At 60.8% G+C, this 19,752-nt stretch carries 12 protein-coding genes, 2 tRNA genes and 3 rRNA genes; 12 read left to right on the top strand and 5 right to left on the bottom strand.

Features of this window, described 5'->3' with window-relative positions; genetic code table 11:
* Positions 1–18 precede the first annotated feature (18 nt).
* Positions 19–303, bottom strand: coding sequence for a hypothetical protein (locus ACSQ3O_RS24900; RefSeq protein WP_137749188.1), 285 nt, complete (start codon positions 301–303; stop codon positions 19–21).
* Positions 304–366: 63 nt separating this feature from the next.
* Between ACSQ3O_RS24900 and ACSQ3O_RS24895 the strand changes: the two genes are divergently transcribed.
* From ACSQ3O_RS24895 to rrf, 12 genes are all read left to right on the top strand, one after another.
* The gene (locus ACSQ3O_RS24895; RefSeq protein ID WP_436140815.1) at positions 367–1,647 is read left to right on the top strand and encodes a glutamate-5-semialdehyde dehydrogenase; all 1,281 of its coding nucleotides are present in this window, start codon (positions 367–369) and stop codon (positions 1,645–1,647) included.
* Positions 1,648–1,708: 61 nt separating this feature from the next.
* Positions 1,709–3,163 (top strand): Trk system potassium transporter TrkA, encoded by a 1,455-nt coding sequence (gene trkA / locus ACSQ3O_RS24890; RefSeq protein WP_436140814.1) that lies wholly within the window; start codon positions 1,709–1,711, stop codon positions 3,161–3,163.
* Between the two features lie 199 nt (positions 3,164–3,362).
* Positions 3,363–4,829 carry a TrkH family potassium uptake protein gene (locus ACSQ3O_RS24885; RefSeq protein WP_436140813.1) on the top strand — a complete coding sequence of 489 codons (1,467 nt, stop codon included), beginning with the start codon at positions 3,363–3,365 and terminating at the stop codon, positions 4,827–4,829.
* A gap of 88 nt (positions 4,830–4,917) precedes the next feature.
* Positions 4,918–6,213, top strand: coding sequence for a glutamate--cysteine ligase (gshA, locus tag ACSQ3O_RS24880; protein WP_063461747.1), 1,296 nt, complete (start codon positions 4,918–4,920; stop codon positions 6,211–6,213).
* Between the two features lie 212 nt (positions 6,214–6,425).
* The gene (locus ACSQ3O_RS24875) at positions 6,426–8,294 is read left to right on the top strand and encodes a potassium transporter Kup (RefSeq protein WP_137749184.1); all 1,869 of its coding nucleotides are present in this window, start codon (positions 6,426–6,428) and stop codon (positions 8,292–8,294) included.
* 142 nt (positions 8,295–8,436) lie between these two features.
* Positions 8,437–9,624, top strand: a complete 1,188-nt coding sequence (locus ACSQ3O_RS24870) for a benzoate/H(+) symporter BenE family transporter (protein WP_436140812.1) — start codon at positions 8,437–8,439, stop codon at positions 9,622–9,624.
* Positions 9,625–9,675: 51 nt separating this feature from the next.
* Positions 9,676–10,632, top strand: coding sequence for a glutathione synthase (gene gshB / locus ACSQ3O_RS24865; protein ID WP_137749182.1), 957 nt, complete (start codon positions 9,676–9,678; stop codon positions 10,630–10,632).
* A gap of 548 nt (positions 10,633–11,180) precedes the next feature.
* Positions 11,181–12,709, top strand: a 16S ribosomal RNA gene (locus ACSQ3O_RS24860).
* Between the two features lie 52 nt (positions 12,710–12,761).
* Positions 12,762–12,838 (top strand) — tRNA-Ile (locus tag ACSQ3O_RS24855).
* Positions 12,839–12,888: 50 nt separating this feature from the next.
* Positions 12,889–12,964 (top strand) — tRNA-Ala (locus ACSQ3O_RS24850).
* Between the two features lie 378 nt (positions 12,965–13,342).
* Positions 13,343–16,221: ribosomal RNA gene (locus ACSQ3O_RS24845) — 23S ribosomal RNA — on the top strand.
* A 145-nt stretch (positions 16,222–16,366) separates the two neighbouring features.
* A 5S ribosomal RNA gene (gene rrf / locus ACSQ3O_RS24840) occupies positions 16,367–16,479 on the top strand.
* The 16S, 23S and 5S rRNA genes sit together here with 2 tRNA genes alongside, the layout of an rRNA operon.
* A 258-nt stretch (positions 16,480–16,737) precedes the next feature.
* Here the strand turns inward: rrf and ACSQ3O_RS24835 are convergent.
* The 4 genes from ACSQ3O_RS24835 to ACSQ3O_RS24820 all read right to left on the bottom strand — a co-directional run bounded on the left by ACSQ3O_RS24835 (position 16,738) and on the right by ACSQ3O_RS24820 (position 19,610).
* Positions 16,738–17,505, bottom strand: coding sequence for a class II glutamine amidotransferase (locus ACSQ3O_RS24835; RefSeq protein ID WP_436140811.1), 768 nt, complete (start codon positions 17,503–17,505; stop codon positions 16,738–16,740).
* Between the two features lie 94 nt (positions 17,506–17,599).
* A complete protein-coding gene (locus ACSQ3O_RS24830) occupies positions 17,600–19,060 on the bottom strand; it encodes a DHA2 family efflux MFS transporter permease subunit (protein ID WP_436140810.1) in 1,461 nt (486 codons plus the stop codon).
* Positions 19,061–19,130: 70 nt separating this feature from the next.
* Complete coding sequence (locus ACSQ3O_RS24825; RefSeq protein ID WP_063462131.1) at positions 19,131–19,319, bottom strand: 4-oxalocrotonate tautomerase; 189 nt, start codon at positions 19,317–19,319, stop codon at positions 19,131–19,133.
* A 75-nt stretch (positions 19,320–19,394) separates the two neighbouring features.
* Positions 19,395–19,610: a cysteine-rich CWC family protein gene (locus ACSQ3O_RS24820; protein ID WP_436140809.1), complete on the bottom strand. Its 216-nt coding sequence runs from the start codon at positions 19,608–19,610 to the stop codon at positions 19,395–19,397.
* Positions 19,611–19,752: the final 142 nt, after the last annotated feature.

Below are 19,752 nucleotides of genomic sequence, written 5' to 3'. Positions count from 1 at the left end.
AAAAAGAGTAGTAACGGCTCAGGCGGCGCCCAGCACCCCCCGCGCCTTCTCCGCCCACATCTGCAAATTCGCCACCAGGTCCTTCTGGCTGAACGAGCAGCTTTCCTCTGAAAACAGCGCGCTCGATTCCAGCCGGTCCAGCAGGTTCAGCAGTACCTCGCCATAGCGCGGGGGCAGGGTGGCGAGCAGGGCGGTTTGCTGGCGGGCCAGGGTGCTCAGGGCGGCGGCGGTGTGGTCGCCGCGTTCAAAGGCCTGCAGGGCTTCGGTCAGGGTGGCGAGCTGGGTGGGGGCGGTGTCGGTCATGGCCAAGGGGATGCGAGTAGGGCTAGGCCGCAAGGGTAAAGCCAAGTGCGGCAAAATCGCCAGATGAACGCCCTCCACGTCGCTGAATACACGCATTCTCTTGGTCTCCAGGCCAAAACGGCCTCTGCGCTGATGGCCAAAGCGCCAGCAGCTATCAAAAACAAAGCACTCAAGGCGCTGGCCCGGCTGCTGCGCGAGAACGTGGATGCGCTGCAGATCGACAACGCCAAGGACCTGGAGCGCGCCCGCGCCGCCGGGCTGGCCGAGCCCATGGTGGACCGCCTCAAGCTCAGCCCCAAGGTGCTGGAGACCTGCGCCGAAGGCTGCGAACAACTCGCCGCCATGCCCGACATCATTGGCGAGATCCTGGGCATGAAGCAGCAGCCTAGCGGCATCCGCGTGGGGCAGATGCGCGTGCCGATTGGTGTGTTCGGCATGATCTACGAGAGCCGGCCCAACGTGACCATCGAGGCCGCGTCGCTGTCCATCAAGAGCGGCAACGCCTGCATCCTGCGTGGCGGCTCCGAGGCGATTGACTCGAACAAGGCGCTGGCCAAGCTGGTGCAGCAAGCGCTGGCCGAGGCGGGCCTGCCGCAGGACGCGGTGCAGCTGGTGCAGACCACCGACCGCGAGGCCGTGGGCCAGCTGATCGCCATGCCGCAGTATGTGGACGTGATCATCCCGCGCGGCGGCAAGGGCCTGATCGAACGCATCAGCCGCGATGCCAAGGTGCCCGTCATCAAGCACCTGGACGGCAACTGCCACACCTACGTGGACGACCCCTGCGACATCGCCATGGCGGTGAAGGTGGCCGACAACGCCAAGACGAACAAGTACAGCCCCTGCAACGCGAGCGAAGGCCTGCTGGTGGCGCGTGGCGTGGCGGCGGAGTTTTTGCCGAAGATCGGTGCCGTGTATGCCGCCAAGGGCGTGGAGATGCGGGGCTGCCCCGAGTCGCTGGCTATCCTGGCGGCCGTGCCCGCAGCGAAGCTGGTGCCCGCCACCGAACAGGACTGGAGCGAGGAATACCTGGCCCCGATCATCAGCGTGAAGATCGTGGCGGGTGTGGACGAGGCCATTGCCCACATCAACCACTATTCGAGCCACCACACCGATGCCATCCTGACAACGAACCATGTCCACGCCCAGCGCTTTCTGCGCGAGGTGGATTCGGCCAGCGTGATGGTGAACGCGAGCACACGTTTTGCCGACGGCTTTGAGTACGGCCTGGGGGCCGAAATTGGCATCAGCACCGACAAGTTCCATGCGCGCGGCCCGGTGGGCCTCGAAGGGCTGACCTCGCTCAAGTACGTGGTGCTGGGCGAGGGCGAGGTGCGGGGTTGATTTGCTATTGTTTCGGTAGCTACTAACGCATGTCAGTTGCGCGCAGAGGCCCTGTTTCTTTATGAAAATCATCATCCTCGGCGCGGGCCGTGTGGGCCAGAGCGTGGCAGACAGCCTGGTGTCGGAGCGCAACGACATCACGGTGATCGACACCGACGCTGCGCGCCTGCGCGACCTGGAGTCGCGGTTTGACCTGCGCGGGGTGGTGGGCAACGGCATCGAGCCCGCCGTGCTGGCCGAGGCAGGCGCCGAGGACACCGACCTGCTGATCGCCTGCGCTGCGCAGGACGAGACCAACCTGGTGTGCTGCAAGATTGCGCAGCTGATGTTCAACATCCCCAAGCGCATTGCGCGGGTGCGCTCCGGCGGGTTCCAGGGCGACGAGCGGCTGGTGGGCCCCGAGGGCTTTGCGGTGGACCGCGTCATCTGCCCCGAGGAATCCCTCACCCGCTACATCGGCAAGCTCATCGACTACCCCGAAGCCATGCAGGTGCGCGAGTTTGCGGGCGGCCGCGCCTGCCTGGTGTCAGGCCGGGCCCGGCCCGGTGCCCCGATGGTGGGCCCCACGATTGGCGAGCTGCGCGAACGTGCGCCCGAAATGGCGATGCGCATGGTGGCCATCTACCGCCGTTTTGCCGACGAGCCCGACCGCTTCATCGCCTGCGACGGAGCGACCCGCATCGAACCGGGCGACGAGGTGTTTGTGCTGGCGGCCCATGAGCACATCGCCCAGGTGCTGGCGGCCCTGCACCGCCCTGCCTCGCAGCAGGCCCAGCCGGTGCGCCGCATCATGATCGCGGGTGGTGGCGGGGTGGGCTTGCGTCTGGCGCGGCAGCTGGCGCAGACGCCGGGGCGCTTCCACATCAAGATCATCGAAGACCATCCCGACCGCTGCGTGGAGTTGGCGTCGGCGCTGCCGTCCGACGTGCTGGTGCTGCAGGGCGACACCACCGACGAGGACCTGCTGGGCGACGAGGGCATCGAGGAGGTGGACCTGTTCCTCGCGCTCACCGATGACGACGAGGACAACATCATGTCCTGCCTGCTGGCCAAGCGCATGGGCGCGAGCCGCGTGCTGGCCCTCATCAACCGCCGCAGCTATGCCGACCTGATGCACGGCACGCAGATCGACATTGCGCTGTCGCCCGCGCAGGCCATGCTGGGCGAACTGCTGGCCTATGTGCGCCAGGGTGACGTGCAGGCCGTGCACAGCCTGCGCCGGGGTGTGGCCGAGGCGCTGGAGATCGTTGCGCGCGGCGACCGCAAAAGCTCGAAGGTGGTGGGCCGCAAGGTCAGCGATCTGCAACTGCCGCGCGACGTGCACATCGGCCTGATCGTGCGCGGGCTGCCCGATGCCTCCGACCCTGCGCCGGGCCCCCTGCGCGAGCCCGAGGTCATCATTCCGCGCAGCGCGACGGTGATCGAGAGCAACGACCATGTGGTGTTTTTCCTGCCCAACAAGCGGCTGGTGCGCGACGTGGAAAAGCTCTTCCGCGTGAGTGCGACGTTTTTCTGATGCACCCCCCTGAGTCGCTTCGCGCCTTCCCCCCGCTCTCGCCGCGCTGCGCGCTGCGGGCAGGGGGAGGCCGCCAGCGCACGCCAGCGAAGCGCAGCCTCTGCGGTGCGGCGGCCCTTGCGCGGCGGCCCGCGCCTGGGCTGCGCCAGTATCGACGGCTGCATTCGATGTCGGCCGCCACGGAGCATGGGCGCCCGTCATGACGGACATGTTTCCCGTTCTGCGCGTGCTGGGCATTCTGGTGATGACCTTCTCGCTGTCCATGGGCCTGCCGCTGGCGGTGTCGCTGTGGACGCGTGATGGTGTCTGGCATGTGTACCCGCTGTCCATGGGGGCCACCATGCTGGCGGGCGCTTGGCTGTGGTGGCGCCTGCGGCTGTTCCGGCAGGAGCTGCAGCCACGCCACGGCGTGATGCTGGTGTCGCTGGTGTGGGCGCTTTTGCCCCTGTCGGCCGCGCTGCCGCTGATGCTGGCGGGGCACCACACCGGGCACCCGCTGTCGTTCACGCACGCGTATTTCGAGGCCGTTTCGGGGCTGACCACCACGGGCTCCACCGTGCTCACGGGGCTCGACGCGATGCCGGTGTCGGTGAATGTGTGGCGCACCTTTTTGCAGTGGATGGGCGGCATGGGCATCCTGATCCTGGCAGTGGCCGTGCTGCCGCTGCTGGGCGTGGGCGGCAGCCAGCTGTTCAAGGCCGAGGCGGCGGGGCCACTGAAGGACACCAAGCTCACGCCGCGCATGACCGGCACGGCCAAGGGGCTGTGGGGTGTGTATGCACTGTTTTCGGTGTTGTGTGGTCTGGCCTACTGGGCGGGGGGCATGGCGCCGCTGGATGCGCTGATGCACATGTTCACCACGGTGAGCCTGGGCGGCCTGTCTTCGCACGACCTGAGCTTTGGCTACTTCCAGTCACCGCTGCTGGAGGCGATCTGCATCTTCTTCATGCTGGTGGCCAGCTGCAATTTTGCGCTGTACTTTGTGGCGTTTCGCAAGAGCCACTGGGGTGGTTTCTGGCGCGACCCGGAGCTGCGGGCCACGCTGTTTGCGCTGATCGGCGGCGGGCTGGTGGTGGCGCTGCTGCTGTGGGCCAAGGGCGTGTATGCGCCGCTGGAGGCATTGCGCCACGGCATGTTCAACCTGGTGTCGCTGGCCACCACCACCGGCTATGCCACGGTGGACTACCTCGCCTGGCCGGTGTTTGCACCCGTGTTCATGCTGCTGCTGTCGGGCGTGGCCACCAGCGCAGGTTCCACGGGCGGCGGGATCAAGATGGTGCGCATGCTCATCCTGGTCAAGCAGGCGCGGCGCGAGATGAACCGCCTGGTGCACCCGCGTGCCGTGCAGCCGGTGTGCCTGGGCGGCGGCGTGGTGGACAACCGGGTGATTTTTTCGGTGCTGGCCTTCATGCTGGTGTATGGCGGCACGGTGTTTGGCCTGAGCATGGTGATGCTGCTGACCGACCTGGACCCGGTGACGGCGTTTTCGGTGGTGCTGGCCAGCGTCAATTGCGCGGGCCCCGGCCTGGGCAGCGTGGGGCCGGCTTCCAACTATGCGGTGCTGACCGACTTCCAGATATGGATCTGCACGCTGGCCATGCTGCTGGGGCGGCTGGAGATACTGAGTTTCATGGCGTTGCTCACGCCCGCCTTTTGGCGCCGCTGAAAGAGGTTTGTTCCGTGGCGCCTTGCGAAAAGGGAAGGCGGCCCCAAATCCCTACAATTCGTCCGCAATTTGCTTCCCGAGGGCACCTATGGTTCCGCATCTCATCACGGCCCTCACGGGGCCGATCAACGAACTCGAACAGCGCATTCTTGACTCGATGCCCGCCATCGAACGCTGGTTCCGCCTGGAATGGATGGAGCACACGCCGCCGTTCTACACCTCGGTGGACATCCGCAACGCGGGCTTCAAGCTGGCCCCGGTGGACACCAACCTCTACCCCGGCGGCTGGAACAACCTGACCAAGGAGATGCTGCCCCTGGCCGTGCAGGCCGCGATGGCCGCCATCGAGAAGATCTGCCCCGAGGCGCGCAACCTGCTGATCATTCCGGAGAACCACACGCGCAACACCTTCTACCTGGCCAACGTGGTGCAGCTGCAGCGCATCTTCAACATGGCCGGCCTGAATGTGCGCGTGGGCTCCATCAGCCCCGAGATCAAGAAGTCCACGCTGATCGAGCTGCCCAACGGCGACTCGGTGACGCTGGAACCCGTGGTCCGCAACAAGGGGCGCCTGGGGCTCAAGAATTTTGACCCCTGCACCATCCTGCTCAACAACGACCTGTCGGCCGGCGCGCCCGGCATTCTGGAAGACATCCACGAGCAGTACCTGCTGCCCCCGCTGCACGCGGGCTGGAGCGTGCGCCGCAAGAGCACCCACTTCAAGAACTACGAAGAGGTGGCCAAGCGTTTCGGCAAGATGCTGGGCATCGACCCCTGGCTCATCAACCCCATGTACAGCCAGTGCGACGGCGTGGACTTTGCCGAAGACAAAGGCATGGACAAGCTGCAGACCACGGTGGATGCCCTGCTGACCAAGGTGCGCCGCAAGTACAAGGAATACGGCATCAACGAAAAGCCGTTTGTGATCGTCAAGGCCAACAACGGCACCTACGGCATGGGCATCATGACCGTGCGCGACGCCAAGGAGCTGGATGCGGTCAACCGCAAGACCAAGAACAAGATGGCCGTCATCAAGGACGGCCAGCCGGTCAACGACCTCATCATCCAGGAAGGCGTGCTGACGCAGGAGCGCGTGCACGAGGCCGTGGCCGAGCCCGTGGTCTACATGATGGACCGCTACGTGGTGGGCGGCTTCTACCGCATGCACGCCGAGCGCGGCGTGGACGAGAACCTGAATGCGCCTGGCGCGAGTTTTGTCCCGCTGGCCTTCGAGCACAGCACACACATGCCCCAGCCCGGCGTGCGCCCGGGGGTGAGCGCGCCCAACCGCTTCTATATGTATGGCGTGGTGGCGCGCCTGGCGATGCTGGCGGCCAGCTATGAGCTGGAGGCAACCAACCCGGACGCCGAGGTGTATGACTGAAAAGGGGTGGCGCCCCTTGAGGCGCTTCGCTGAATCTCTCCTGAGGGGGCGACGGCGCCTGCGTCCTGCCATGCCCGCGCCCGCCTGCCAAGGGCGAGTTGCTGCGTTGCAACATGGGGTGCTGCCCCCAGGCGCTTGATCTGGCTCAGGCGCACAATAGCGTTCCCAAAAGTAACAGAACCCCGGCGGCCTGCGCATGCCGGGTGCGGTCAGTGCAAAGCTCCAAATCCTCGCTCGCAGCGCTCACGCTGGGCGCCATCGGTGTTGTGTATGGCGATATCGGCACCAGCGTGCTGTATGCCGTCAAAGAGGTGTTCGGGTCGGGCCATGTGCCTTTCACCCCGGACAACATCTACGGCATCCTCTCGATCTTTTTCTGGACGCTCACCGTCATCGTCTCGCTGAAGTACGTGGTGCTGGTGCTGCGCGCCGACAACCACGGCGAAGGCGGCCTGATCGCGATGCTGGCCCTGGCTTCGCAAGCCGTCAAAGACAAGCCCCGGCTGCGCGGCGTGCTGCTGGCGGTGGGCATCTTCGGCACCTCGCTGTTCTATGGCGACGGGGTCATCACCCCGGCCATCTCGGTGCTGTCGGCGGTCGAGGGGCTGGAGGTGGTGTCGCCCCACTTCAAGCAGTACGTGATCCCCATCACCCTGGTCGTGCTGTTTTGCCTGTTTGCCGTGCAAAAGCGCGGCACCGGGGGCATTGGCAAGTTCTTCGGGCCCATCACCCTGGTGTGGTTCGTCAGCATTGCGCTGCTGGGGGTGTCGCACATCGTGGGCCATCCCGAGATCCTCTGGGCGCTGAGCCCGCACCACGCGCTGGGCTTCATGTGGGCCAACCCGGGCACCAGCTTCATCATTTTGGGCGCGGTGGTGCTGTGCGTGACGGGCGCCGAGGCGCTGTATGCCGACCTGGGCCACTTCGGCAAGCGGCCCATCCGCCTGGCCTGGTTTAGCGTGGCCATGCCGGCGCTCACGCTCAACTATTTTGGCCAGGGCGCGCTGCTGCTGGCCGAGCCCGAGGCCGTGAAGAACCCCTTCTACATGATGGCCCCCGACTGGGCGCTGATCCCGCTGGTGGTGTTGGCGACCATGGCCACGGTGATCGCATCGCAGGCGCTGATCACCGGCGCCTTCAGCGTGACCAAGCAGGTCATCCAGCTCGGCTACCTGCCGCGTTTGAACATCCAGCACACCAGCGTGCGGGATACCGGGCAGATCTACATGCCGCTGGTGAACTGGGGGCTGTTTGCCGCCATCGTGCTGGCCGTGGTGATGTTCCGCTCGTCCAGCAACCTGGCCGCCGCCTATGGCATTGCCGTGACGCTGGACATGCTGATCACCACCACGCTCACCTTCTTCGTGATCCGCTACGGCTGGCGCTACCCGCTGGTGCTGTGCATCGCAGCCACGGGCTGCTTCTTTGTGGTGGACCTGGCGTTTTTTGCGTCCAACCTGCTCAAGCTGTTCCAGGGCGGCTGGTTCCCCCTGCTGATCGGCGGTATCGTGTTCGCCTTCATGATGACCTGGAAGGAAGGGCGCCGCCTGCTCAACGACAAGCTGCGCGCCGATGCGATCGACCTGAAGGACTTCCTGGAGTCGGTCTTCATCAGCCCGCCCACGCGGGTGGACGGCACGGCCGTCTTCCTCACGGCCGAGACGGGCGCTGTGCCCAATGCGCTGCTGCACAACCTCAAGCACAACAAGGTGCTGCACCAGCAGAACCTCTTTGTGACGGTGCACAACCACGAAACGCCCTGGATCGGCCTGGACAAGCGCCTGCAGGTCGAATCGCTGGGCCACGACTGCTGGCAGGTGGTGATCCACTACGGTTTCAAGAACGACCCCGACGTGCCGCGTGCTCTGGAGCTGCTGCGCGGCCGGGGCTGCGAGTTGGAGGCCATGACCACCAGCTACTTCCTCTCGCGCGACACCGTCATCCCCACCATGGGTGGCGGCATGGCGCCTTGGCGCGAAAAGCTGTTTGCCCAGATGCACCACAACGCCAGCGGCGCAGCGGACTTCCTGCACCTGCCGAACAATGCGGTGGTCGAGCTGGGGTCCAAGATCGAGATTTGAGCGGATTGTTTGAGCTTTTTAGGCCTTCTGCGCGCGACCATAAAGCAAAGTTTGCTATTGAAAATATAGCTAAATGATGGCTGGCGCAGAGGCCCCACCCCCGTGCAGGGCGTGGTGGGGGCGCGGTGCCAGAATCCAGCCCATGCAATTTTTCAAAGACCTGAGCCTCTCGACCTTTGTCGCGGGGTTCGTGGCGGTGCTGGTGGGCTTCACCAGTTCGGTGGCCATCGTGTTCCAGGCGGCGCAGGCGTTTGGCGCCACGCCCGCGCAGGTCACCTCGTGGATGTGGGCGCTGGGCTTGGGCATGGGCCTGTGCTCGCTGGTGCCTTCGCTGATCCTGCGGCAACCCGTCATGGTGGCCTGGTCCACCCCCGGTGCGGCCGTGCTGGCCACTGCAGGGCTGGCCGGGGGCTTCAGCATGGGCGAGGCCGTGGGGGCGTTCATGGTGAGTGCGGTGCTCATCACCCTGGCGGGCGTGACCCGATGGTTCGAGCGCGTGATGAACCGCATCCCGATGGAGATCGCTGCTGCCTTGCTTGCCGGTGTGCTGGCGCGGTTCGGCCTGCAGGCATTTGCCGCCGCCCAAACGGCGCTGCCGCTGGTGCTGCTCATGCTGCTGGTGTACCTGCTCAGCCGCCGATGGCTGGCGCGCTACGCCGTGGTCATCACGCTGGCAGTGGCCGTGGCGTATGCGGCCGCACAGGGGCAGATGGCCTGGGGGGCGGTGCAGCTGGAGCTGGCCCTGCCGGTGTTCATGGCGCCCGAATTCAGTGTGGCGGCTCTGATCAGTCTGGCGATTCCGCTGTTCGTGGTCACCATGGCTTCGCAGAACCTGCCGGGGGTGGCGGTGATCCGTGCGTCGGGCTACAACCTGCCGGTGTCCCGCCTCATCACCCTCACCGGGCTGGCCACCCTGGTCCTGGCCCCGTTTGGCGCCTTTGCGCTGAACTTCAGTGCCATCACCGCCGCCATGTGCATGGGCCCGGAGGCGCATGAAGACCGCAGCCGCCGCTACACGGCCGCAGTGTCCTGTGGTGCCCTGTATGTGGCGATCGGGTTGTTTGGCGCGGTCATCACCGGGCTGCTGACGGCATTCCCCAAGGAACTGGTTGTGGCCATCGCCGGGCTGGCGCTGCTGGGCACCATTGGCAACGGCCTGGCCGCCGCCTTGCGGGACGAGCCCCACCGGGAGGCGGCGCTCATCACTTTCCTGGTCACGCTCAGTGGTGTGGTGGTGGCGGGGGTGGGCTCGGCCTTCTGGGGCGTGGTCGCGGGCAGCATTGCTTTATTTGTGCAACAGTACAGGCGTTCATCGGCGGGGCGTGCCTAGTCCCCTTCGCTGCCTGGGCCACCGGCCCATCCACTTTTCTGATCCGACACCATGAAACTGCTTTTCATTGCCGATCCGCTGCACAGCTTCAAGATCTACAAGGACACCACCTTTGCCATGATGCGAGAGGCCCAGCGGCGCGGCCATACCCTGGCGGTGTGCGAGCCGCAGCATGTGACCTGGCAACGCGGGGGCAAGGTCACGGCCCGGGTCCGGGACATCCATCTCACGGGGGATGCGGACCACTGGTATGACGCCCAGGCGGAGCGCAGTGCTGTGCTGGCAGATTTCGACGCGGTGCTCATGCGCAAGGACCCGCCCTTCGACAGCGAGTATTTCTACGCCACCCACCTGCTGGAGCAGGCCGAGCGCGAAGGCGCCAAGGTGTTCAACAAGCCCCGGGCCTTGCGCGATCACCCCGAAAAACTGGCGATCATGGAGTTTCCCCAGTTCATCGGCCCCACGCTGGTCACGCGCGATGCGGCAGACATCCAGCGCTTCCATGCCGAGCACCAGGACATCATCCTCAAGCCCCTGGACGGCATGGGCGGCATGGGCATCTTCCGCGTCGGTCCCGATGGCCTGAACCTGGGCAGCATCACCGAAACCTTGAATCGCCATGGCGCGCAGAGTGTGATGGTGCAGAAGTTCCTTCCCGAGATCGTCGATGGGGACAAGCGCGTGCTCATCATCGGCGGCAAGGCCGTGCCCTTCTGTCTGGCCCGCATCCCGCAGGGCAGTGAAGTACGCGGCAACCTGGCGGCTGGCGGCAAGGGCGTCGCCAGGCCTCTGTCTGCGCGAGACCGGGAGATCGGCGAGACACTGGGGCCCATCCTGTTGTCGCGGGGCCTGCTGCTGGCGGGGGTGGACGTGATCGGCGACTGCGTGACCGAGATCAATGTCACCAGCCCCACCTGCTTCCAAGAGATCTTCGACCAGACAGGGTGTGATGTCGCTTTCTTGTTTGTGGATGCCCTGGAAGCGGCCGTTGCGGCCCATCGGGGCTGAATTGGCTGGAGGGAGGTGGTTTCTTTTCAAACCGCCTCAACCCATGCTATAGTCGAGGGCTTCGCTTCTGAAGCACTTGTTTCGGCAATCTGATTGCCTGGTGCGGTGCTCGGTAGCTGGTGGTGATGCTCTTTGGGGTTGTGCTGCTGGTGATCGAAGAGGTTGAAGAAAAGTTTTGTTTTTGTGTCTGGGTGCTTAAAAACTCGGTATAGAATACAAGGCTTCGCTGAGTAAGGCGGGTTGTTGGCAGATGCTGATGACTTCGAAAGAAAAGCAAAAAAGTTTGACAGTTCTTAAAAAACTGTGCTAGAATTCAAGGCTCAGCTGATCGCAGCTAAGTCGGTAGAAAAAAAAGAAAAGAGCTTCGGTTCTGATCTGGTTTCTGCAGGGATCCTTAAAAATATACAGCCGATAAGCGTGGGCGTTTGATGGCGAGTGCCAAGTTCTTTGGAACTAGTGCTTAGCACTACAAACGCTCATGAGATAGAAGTGAAGTTCACTTCAATTCTTTTTTATGAGTTGCTCGAAAGAGCGAAAAAATCAAGATCGAACTGTAGAGTTTGATCCTGGCTCAGATTGAACGCTGGCGGCATGCCTTACACATGCAAGTCGAACGGTAACAGGTCTTCGGATGCTGACGAGTGGCGAACGGGTGAGTAATACATCGGAACGTGCCCGAGAGTGGGGGATAACGAGGCGAAAGCTTTGCTAATACCGCATACGATCTCAGGATGAAAGCAGGGGACCGCAAGGCCTTGCGCTCACGGAGCGGCCGATGGCAGATTAGGTAGTTGGTGGGATAAAAGCTTACCAAGCCGACGATCTGTAGCTGGTCTGAGAGGACGACCAGCCACACTGGGACTGAGACACGGCCCAGACTCCTACGGGAGGCAGCAGTGGGGAATTTTGGACAATGGGCGCAAGCCTGATCCAGCCATGCCGCGTGCAGGATGAAGGCCTTCGGGTTGTAAACTGCTTTTGTACGGAACGAAAAGACTCCTTCTAATAAAGGGGGTCCATGACGGTACCGTAAGAATAAGCACCGGCTAACTACGTGCCAGCAGCCGCGGTAATACGTAGGGTGCGAGCGTTAATCGGAATTACTGGGCGTAAAGCGTGCGCAGGCGGTTATATAAGACAGATGTGAAATCCCCGGGCTCAACCTGGGAACTGCATTTGTGACTGTATAGCTAGAGTACGGCAGAGGGGGATGGAATTCCGCGTGTAGCAGTGAAATGCGTAGATATGCGGAGGAACACCGATGGCGAAGGCAATCCCCTGGGCCTGTACTGACGCTCATGCACGAAAGCGTGGGGAGCAAACAGGATTAGATACCCTGGTAGTCCACGCCCTAAACGATGTCAACTGGTTGTTGGGTCTTCACTGACTCAGTAACGAAGCTAACGCGTGAAGTTGACCGCCTGGGGAGTACGGCCGCAAGGTTGAAACTCAAAGGAATTGACGGGGACCCGCACAAGCGGTGGATGATGTGGTTTAATTCGATGCAACGCGAAAAACCTTACCCACCTTTGACATGTATGGAATCCTTTAGAGATAGAGGAGTGCTCGAAAGAGAGCCATAACACAGGTGCTGCATGGCTGTCGTCAGCTCGTGTCGTGAGATGTTGGGTTAAGTCCCGCAACGAGCGCAACCCTTGCCATTAGTTGCTACGAAAGGGCACTCTAATGGGACTGCCGGTGACAAACCGGAGGAAGGTGGGGATGACGTCAAGTCCTCATGGCCCTTATAGGTGGGGCTACACACGTCATACAATGGCTGGTACAGAGGGTTGCCAACCCGCGAGGGGGAGCCAATCCCATAAAGCCAGTCGTAGTCCGGATCGCAGTCTGCAACTCGACTGCGTGAAGTCGGAATCGCTAGTAATCGCGGATCAGAATGTCGCGGTGAATACGTTCCCGGGTCTTGTACACACCGCCCGTCACACCATGGGAGCGGGTTCTGCCAGAAGTAGTTAGCCTAACCGCAAGGAGGGCGATTACCACGGCAGGGTTCGTGACTGGGGTGAAGTCGTAACAAGGTAGCCGTATCGGAAGGTGCGGCTGGATCACCTCCTTTCTGGAAAACTGCATTCAATATTGAACGCCCACACTTATCGGTTGTTGGAACAGGGTCTGTAGCTCAGCTGGTTAGAGCACTGTGTTGATAACGCAGGGGTCGTTGGTTCGAGCCCAACTAGACCCACCAAATTCCGATGGCGATGGCTGCGATGAGAGTTGCAGGCAATGGATCGAGATGGGGGATTAGCTCAGCTGGGAGAGCACCTGCTTTGCAAGCAGGGGGTCGTCGGTTCGATCCCGTCATCCTCCACCAACAACACTTCGGGAATTCAACACCAAAGCTGCTTTGCAAAAGGCTGTTTTGTTGTTGATCAATATCGATTGATCAATCGGCTGTTCTTTAAAAATTCATAGAGTCGAAATCAGAGTTGCCAGGGGAAACTGCACATTCGTAAAGGTTTAGTGCAGACCGTGCCCCTGGTGACAAATTTTTGATTGCGTCAAAACGAATGTTCAATGAGCAAACGTGATTGCGAAAGCGATTGCGAAGTAATTTGAACTCAGTAATGACGAATGTTTCTTGATAGTGATATCGAGGAATTATTCACATTACGGCATAACGCGTCAGGTGAAAGACCTGGCAAGTCCTTGAGATGATGGCGATATCTTGAAAGAGATGTCAAAGTTATAGGGTCAAGTGACTAAGAGCATGTGGTGGATGCCTTGGCGATTACAGGCGATGAAAGACGTGATAGCCTGCGATAAGCTTCGGGGAGCTGGCAAATAAGCTTTGATCCGGAGATTTCTGAATGGGGAAACCCACCTCGCAAGAGGTATCGCATACTGAATACATAGGTATGCGAGGCGAACCGGGTGAACTGAAACATCTCAGTAGCTCGAGGAAAAGACATCAACCGAGATTCCGAAAGTAGTGGCGAGCGAAATCGGAAGAGCCTTCTAGTGATAGCACGACTGTTAGCAAAACGGGATGGAAAGCCCGGCCATAGCAGGTGATAGCCCTGTATGCGAAAACAGACGTGTGGTACTAAGTTAGAGAAAAGTAGGGCGGGACACGAGAAATCCTGTCTGAATATGGGGGGACCATCCTCCAAGGCTAAATACTCGTAATCGACCGATAGTGAACCAGTACCGTGAGGGAAAGGCGAAAAGAACCCCGGGAGGGGAGTGAAATAGATCCTGAAACCGCATGCTTACAAAAAGTAGGAGCCCGCAAGGGTGACTGCGTACCTTTTGTATAATGGGTCAGCGACTTACATTCAGTGGCAAGGTTAACCGAATAGGGAAGCCGTAGAGAAATCGAGTCCGAATAGGGCGAATCAGTCGCTGGGTGTAGACCCGAAACCAAGTGATCTATCCATGGCCAGGATGAAGGTGCCGTAACAGGTACTGGAGGTCCGAACCCACTAGTGTTGCAAAACTAGGGGATGAGCTGTGGATAGGGGTGAAAGGCTAAACAAACTTGGAAATAGCTGGTTCTCTCCGAAAACTATTTAGGTAGTGCCTCAAGTATTACCTGCGGGGGTAGAGCACTGTTTAGGCTAGGGGGTCATGGCGACTTACCAAACCTATGCAAACTCCGAATACCGCAGAGTACAGCTTGGGAGACAGAGCACCGGGTGCTAACGTCCGGACTCAAGAGGGAAACAACCCAGACCGCCAGCTAAGGTCCCTAAAATTGGCTAAGTGGGAAACGAAGTGGGAAGGCTAAAACAGTCAGGATGTTGGCTTAGAAGCAGCCATCATTTAAAGAAAGCGTAATAGCTCACTGATCGAGTCGTCCTGCGCGGAAGATGTAACGGGGCTAAGCCAGTTACCGAAGCTGCGGATTTGCAATTTATTGCAAGTGGTAGGAGAGCGTTCTGTAGGCCTGTGAAGGTGTCTGGTAACGGATGCTGGAGGTATCAGAAGTGCGAATGCTGACATGAGTAGCGTTAAAGGGGGTGAAAAGCCCCCTCGCCGTAAGCGCAAGGTTTTCTACGCAACGTTCATCGGCGTAGAGTGAGTCGGCCCCTAAGGCGAGGCAGAGATGCGTAGCTGATGGGAAACAGGTCAATATTCCTGTACCGATCAATAGTGCGATGTGGGGACGGAGAAGGTTAGCTCAGCCAACTGTTGGATATGTTGGTTCAAGCCTGTAGTCGTGCCTGGTAGGCAAATCCGCCGGGCTTAGATGAGGGGTGATAACGAGTCTGCTTGCAGACGAAGTGAGTGATACCCTGCTTCCAGGAAAAGCCACTAAGCTTCAGCTATTGACGACCGTACCGCAAACCGACACTGGTGCGCGAGATGAGTATTCTAAGGCGCTTGAGAGAACTCAGGAGAAGGAACTCGGCAAATTGATACCGTAACTTCGGGAGAAGGTATGCCCCAAGTAGGTGAACTCGTACAGAGGGAGCCCAACGGGGTTGCAAAAAATCGGTGGCTGCGACTGTTTAATAAAAACACAGCACTCTGCAAACACGAAAGTGGACGTATAGGGTGTGACGCCTGCCCGGTGCTGGAAGATTAAATGATGGGGTGCAAGCTCTTGATTGAAGTCCCAGTAAACGGCGGCCGTAACTATAACGGTCCTAAGGTAGCGAAATTCCTTGTCGGGTAAGTTCCGACCTGCACGAATGGCGTAACGATGGCCACACTGTCTCCTCCTGAGACTCAGCGAAGTTGAAATGTTTGTGATGATGCAATCTCCCCGCGGAAAGACGGAAAGACCCCATGAACCTTTACTGTAGCTTTGTATTGGACTTTGAACAGATCTGTGTAGGATAGGTGGGAGGCTTTGAAGTGAGGTCGCTAGATCTCATGGAGCCAACGTTGAAATACCACCCTGGTGTGTTTGAGGTTCTAACCTAGGTCCATTATCTGGATCGGGGACAGTGCATGGTAGGCAGTTTGACTGGGGCGGTCTCCTCCCAAAGCGTAACGGAGGAGTTCGAAGGTACGCTAGTTACGGTCGGACATCGTGACGATAGTGCAATGGCATAAGCGTGCTTAACTGCGAGACTGACAAGTCGAGCAGATGCGAAAGCAGGACATAGTGATCCGGTGGTTCTGTATGGAAGGGCCATCGCTCAACGGATAAAAGGTACTCTGGGGATAACAGGCTGATACCGCCCAAGAGTTCATATCGACGGCGGTGTTTGGCACCTCGATGTCGGCTCATCTCATCCTGGGGCTGTAGCCGGTCCCAAGGGTATGGCTGTTCGCCATTTAAAGAGGTACGTGAGCTGGGTTTAAAACGTCGTGAGACAGTTTGGTCCCTATCTTCCGTGGGCGCTGCAGATTTGAGGAAGCCTGCTCCTAGTACGAGAGGACCGGAGTGGACACACCTCTGGTGTATCGGTTGTCACGCCAGTGGCATTGCCGAGTAGCTAAGTGTGGAAGAGATAACCGCTGAAAGCATCTAAGCGGGAAACTCGTTTCAAGATGAGATCTGCCGGGGCCTTGAGCCCCCTAAAGAGTCGTTCAAGACCAGGACGTTGATAGGTCAGGTGTGGAAGCGCAGTAATGCGTTAAGCTAACTGATACTAATTGCTCGTGCGGCTTGACCCTATAACTTTGATAGCCAACACGCTCTCCAGCGTGAAGCTCAAAGTCTGTTATGCCAAGTTAGACGCAGTCAAAAGACACAAAATCTGATTCCAGACTCTATGAATTCGCCAGGCTGTTCACACGAACAGCCCAGCACCAAGTTATGCCTGATGACCATAGCAAGTTGGTACCACTCCTTCCCATCCCGAACAGGACAGTGAAACGACTTTGCGCCGATGATAGTGCGGGTTCCCGTGTGAAAGTAGGTCATCGTCAGGCTCTTACAGCCCAGAAAACCCCGGTCTCTAAAGGACTGGGGTTTTTTGCTTTGTGCTCCCCTGAATACACCATGAGCAGCACTCTGCTCAGCAATCGAGAGGGGCATGCGATCCAATCGCCACGTCTCACACTCCCCACATCTCTACAGCCCTAAATCAAGCACATTTCCAAATCTGCAGCCTACTGTGCTCACTGCGCACCAATTGCTCGCCATCGCCGAGTGCGTTCCAATCCCACTCAGTTCTCGGGGGATGCGCGTCAAACAGGCCGCCGCTGGCCTTGCTCAAACACCAGCAGTTCGCCCTTGCCGAACGCCGTCCACGTTTCGTTCGTCGTTAGCGGACTCGTCACGATCACAGCGACCTGATCGTGTTCACCAGTTTCCTTGGAAAAATCCAGCTGCAGGTCTTCGTCACTCAGTTGCGCTGCACCAAATGGATGGCGGCGCTCTATGTAGTGCAGGTTGGTCGAGGCGTGTGCCCACAGGGCCTGGCCGTTGGAAAGCAGAAAGTTGAACGTGCCATGGGGCGCTATGCGCGCAGCAAGCTCCTTGAGCGTCAAGGTCAGCTCTGGAACAGAGGGGACGCTGGCGTGGGACTTTGCCAGCTCCTGCATGATCCAGCAAAACGCATGCTCACTGTCGGTGTCGCCCACAGGGCGGAAATGTGAGTGCAAGCGGGGACGGAAGTCCTTGAGATCTCCGTTGTGCGCAAACACCCAGTAGCGGCCCCAAAGCTCCCGCACAAAGGGATGGCAGTTTTGCAGGCTGACCACCCCCTGGGTGGCTTTGCGAATGTGCGCGATAACGTTCTTGCTCTTGATAGGGTAGCGGCGGATCAGCTCGGCCACGGGGGATTCCACCGCCGCCTGATGGTCCACGAAATGCCGAAGGCCCTTGTCCTCGAAAAACGCAATGCCCCAGCCATCGCTGTGGTGGTCGGTCTTGCCACCACGCTGCGCAAAACCTGTGAAGCTGAAGGTCACGTCGGTGGGGACATTGCAGTTCATGCCCAGCAGTTGGCACATGGCGCGGATTCCGTTTCTGGGTGTTGTTGATGGGCCAACGAATGATGCCTTATCCGCGGAGCGCCGCTGCTGACGCGCAACCCCGACTGCTCACTCAGCGCGGCTTGGCCTCGCGCAACTGCCAGGCGGCCACCAGGGCCAGTACGCACAACAAGGTCAGCATCAAGAATGTCTCTCTGAACGCCGCGATGCGGGCGGGGTTGCTGCCGCCAGCGGTCAGCGACGCCCCATGGGCCCCCAGCCGCCATTCCAGCACGATGCCGCACAGGCTCACCCCAGCAGCCCCCCCCAGCATGCGCAAGAAACCGATGGCACTGGAGCCCTGTGAGATCAGAGACTTGTCGAGCGGCCGCATCGCTCCCAGGTTCAGCGAGGGCAGGATGAATCCGAGGCCGATGCGCCCCAGGATGGCAAAGCCCACCAGCATCCACAGCGGAGAGCCCAGGCCAACAAACACCATCAGCCCAAACGAAAGTGCCAGCAGGCCCAGGCCCGTGCTGACAAGGAAATGCGTAGGTTGCCGGTCTGCAAGCCGCCCCACCAGCGCTATGGTGACCGCCAGCACAAACCCGGCGGGCAGCATCAGTGTGCCCACGTGCGAGGCGGACAGTTCCAGCCCCAACTGCATGAACACGGGCAGCAGGTAGGTGGACCCAAACAGGGCCGTGCCATAGATAAACGCCACCACACTGCCCATGGCAAATTGCCGGTACTGGAACAGTCGCAAGTCCATCAAGGGTTTGCGGCCCTGCTGGATCTGCCGCCGTTGCCAGGCAATGAACCCAGCCACCGCCAATGCAGCCCCCACCAGCAGAAGGATGGCTTCAGCCACAGAGCCCCCGTGCAGCGATACCAGGCCATTGAGCAGGCATAGCGTGCCCACGGTGCCCAGCAGCAGACCGCGCCAGTCGAGCGCCTCGCCTTGTCGGTTGGCTTCCACGCCTCCGGGCGCCGTCACGGGGACAAATTTGTAGGCCAGCCAGATCGAGGCCAGGCACAGCGGCACGACCATGAAAAAAATCGAGCGCCAGCCAAACCAGTCCACCAGCAGGCCTCCGATGCTGGGGCCGATGGCAGGCGCCAGCACCACGCCCATGCCAAAGATGCCGCTGGCGCGGCCTTGTTCATGGGGCTGGAAGGCATAGAGGATGATGACGGCAGGGATGGGCTGCACGACCCCAGCCGCCAACCCCTCGGCGACCCGCGCGGCCAGCACCAGGCCAAAATCGCGCGCCAGCCCGCCCCCCACGCCGCCCAGCAGCAGCAGCAGCATCGCGCCCACATAGGTGGCGCGGTAGCCGTAGCGTGACAGCAGCCAGGGCGTGGTGAGCATGGACACCGTGGTGGCCACCATAAAGCCCGATGTGACCCACTGGGCGCGCTCCTGCCCCAGGGTGAAGTAGTGGCTCATGTCCGGGATGGCCACGTTCACGATGGTGGAGGACATGATCGACGCCATGGTCCCCACCATGACCGACAGCAAGAGCAGCCAGCGATAGCGCTCGCCGTAGCGCTCACGCAGCACCGACAGGGAGCCGGGGATGGCGGTTGTCATGGGGTCTTCAACCGATTCGATGCGACCAGGGGTGGCGCGGAACCACCCACGGGGGGCGCATCGTCGCAGTTCAGCTGCGTTCCAGCCAGAGCTTGCCGCCGGTGGCCCAGTTTTCGCGCTTCACATCGGTGATCAGGATGTCCACCGATTCGGGCGAGCCGCCAAGCACTTCGACGCTCACGCGGGTGATCTCTTCGACCAGCTTGCGCTTTTGCTCGACCGTGCGGCCTTCCATCATTTCAACGTGGTACGTGGGCATATCAGACTCCTTCAAGGCGCATCGCCGCAAAAGCAGAAATCATAGCGGCGCAGACCCCGGCAGGCCTGCAAAGGGTTACTGGGTGTCTGCAGGCATCGCGCCGCAGGCCGGGCAGATGCAGACCTGACCCCGCTGTGATTCGGGCACCACCGCCAGCGCCGCGGGCGCAATGGGCTGCACCATGCACCAGCAACTTTCTGGTGGGCGGCCTGCGGCGATGGCGCATTGGTTGGCCGCGCCGCACAGCGGGCAGCGGGATAGGGACGTGGGGAGCGGGTTCGGGGCGGACATGGTGCCGGGCCGGTGGCGGCGCGAGTCACCCAGTGTAAGGCGATGAACCAGGAAGGAGCGTGTTGCACGAACCCATCGGCCTCGGCCCCCAGGTGCGTACCTGTGGGAAGCAATGAGCACCCCAGAGCCCGAGGATGACTCA

It is taken from the genome of Acidovorax sp. LjRoot74 (assembly GCF_964254355.1).
In the GTDB taxonomy this organism is placed as follows: Bacteria; Pseudomonadota; Gammaproteobacteria; order Burkholderiales; family Burkholderiaceae_C; genus Acidovorax.
The sequence above is the reverse complement of the archived record's forward strand: the minus strand, read 5'-3'. Positions and strand labels throughout refer to the sequence as shown.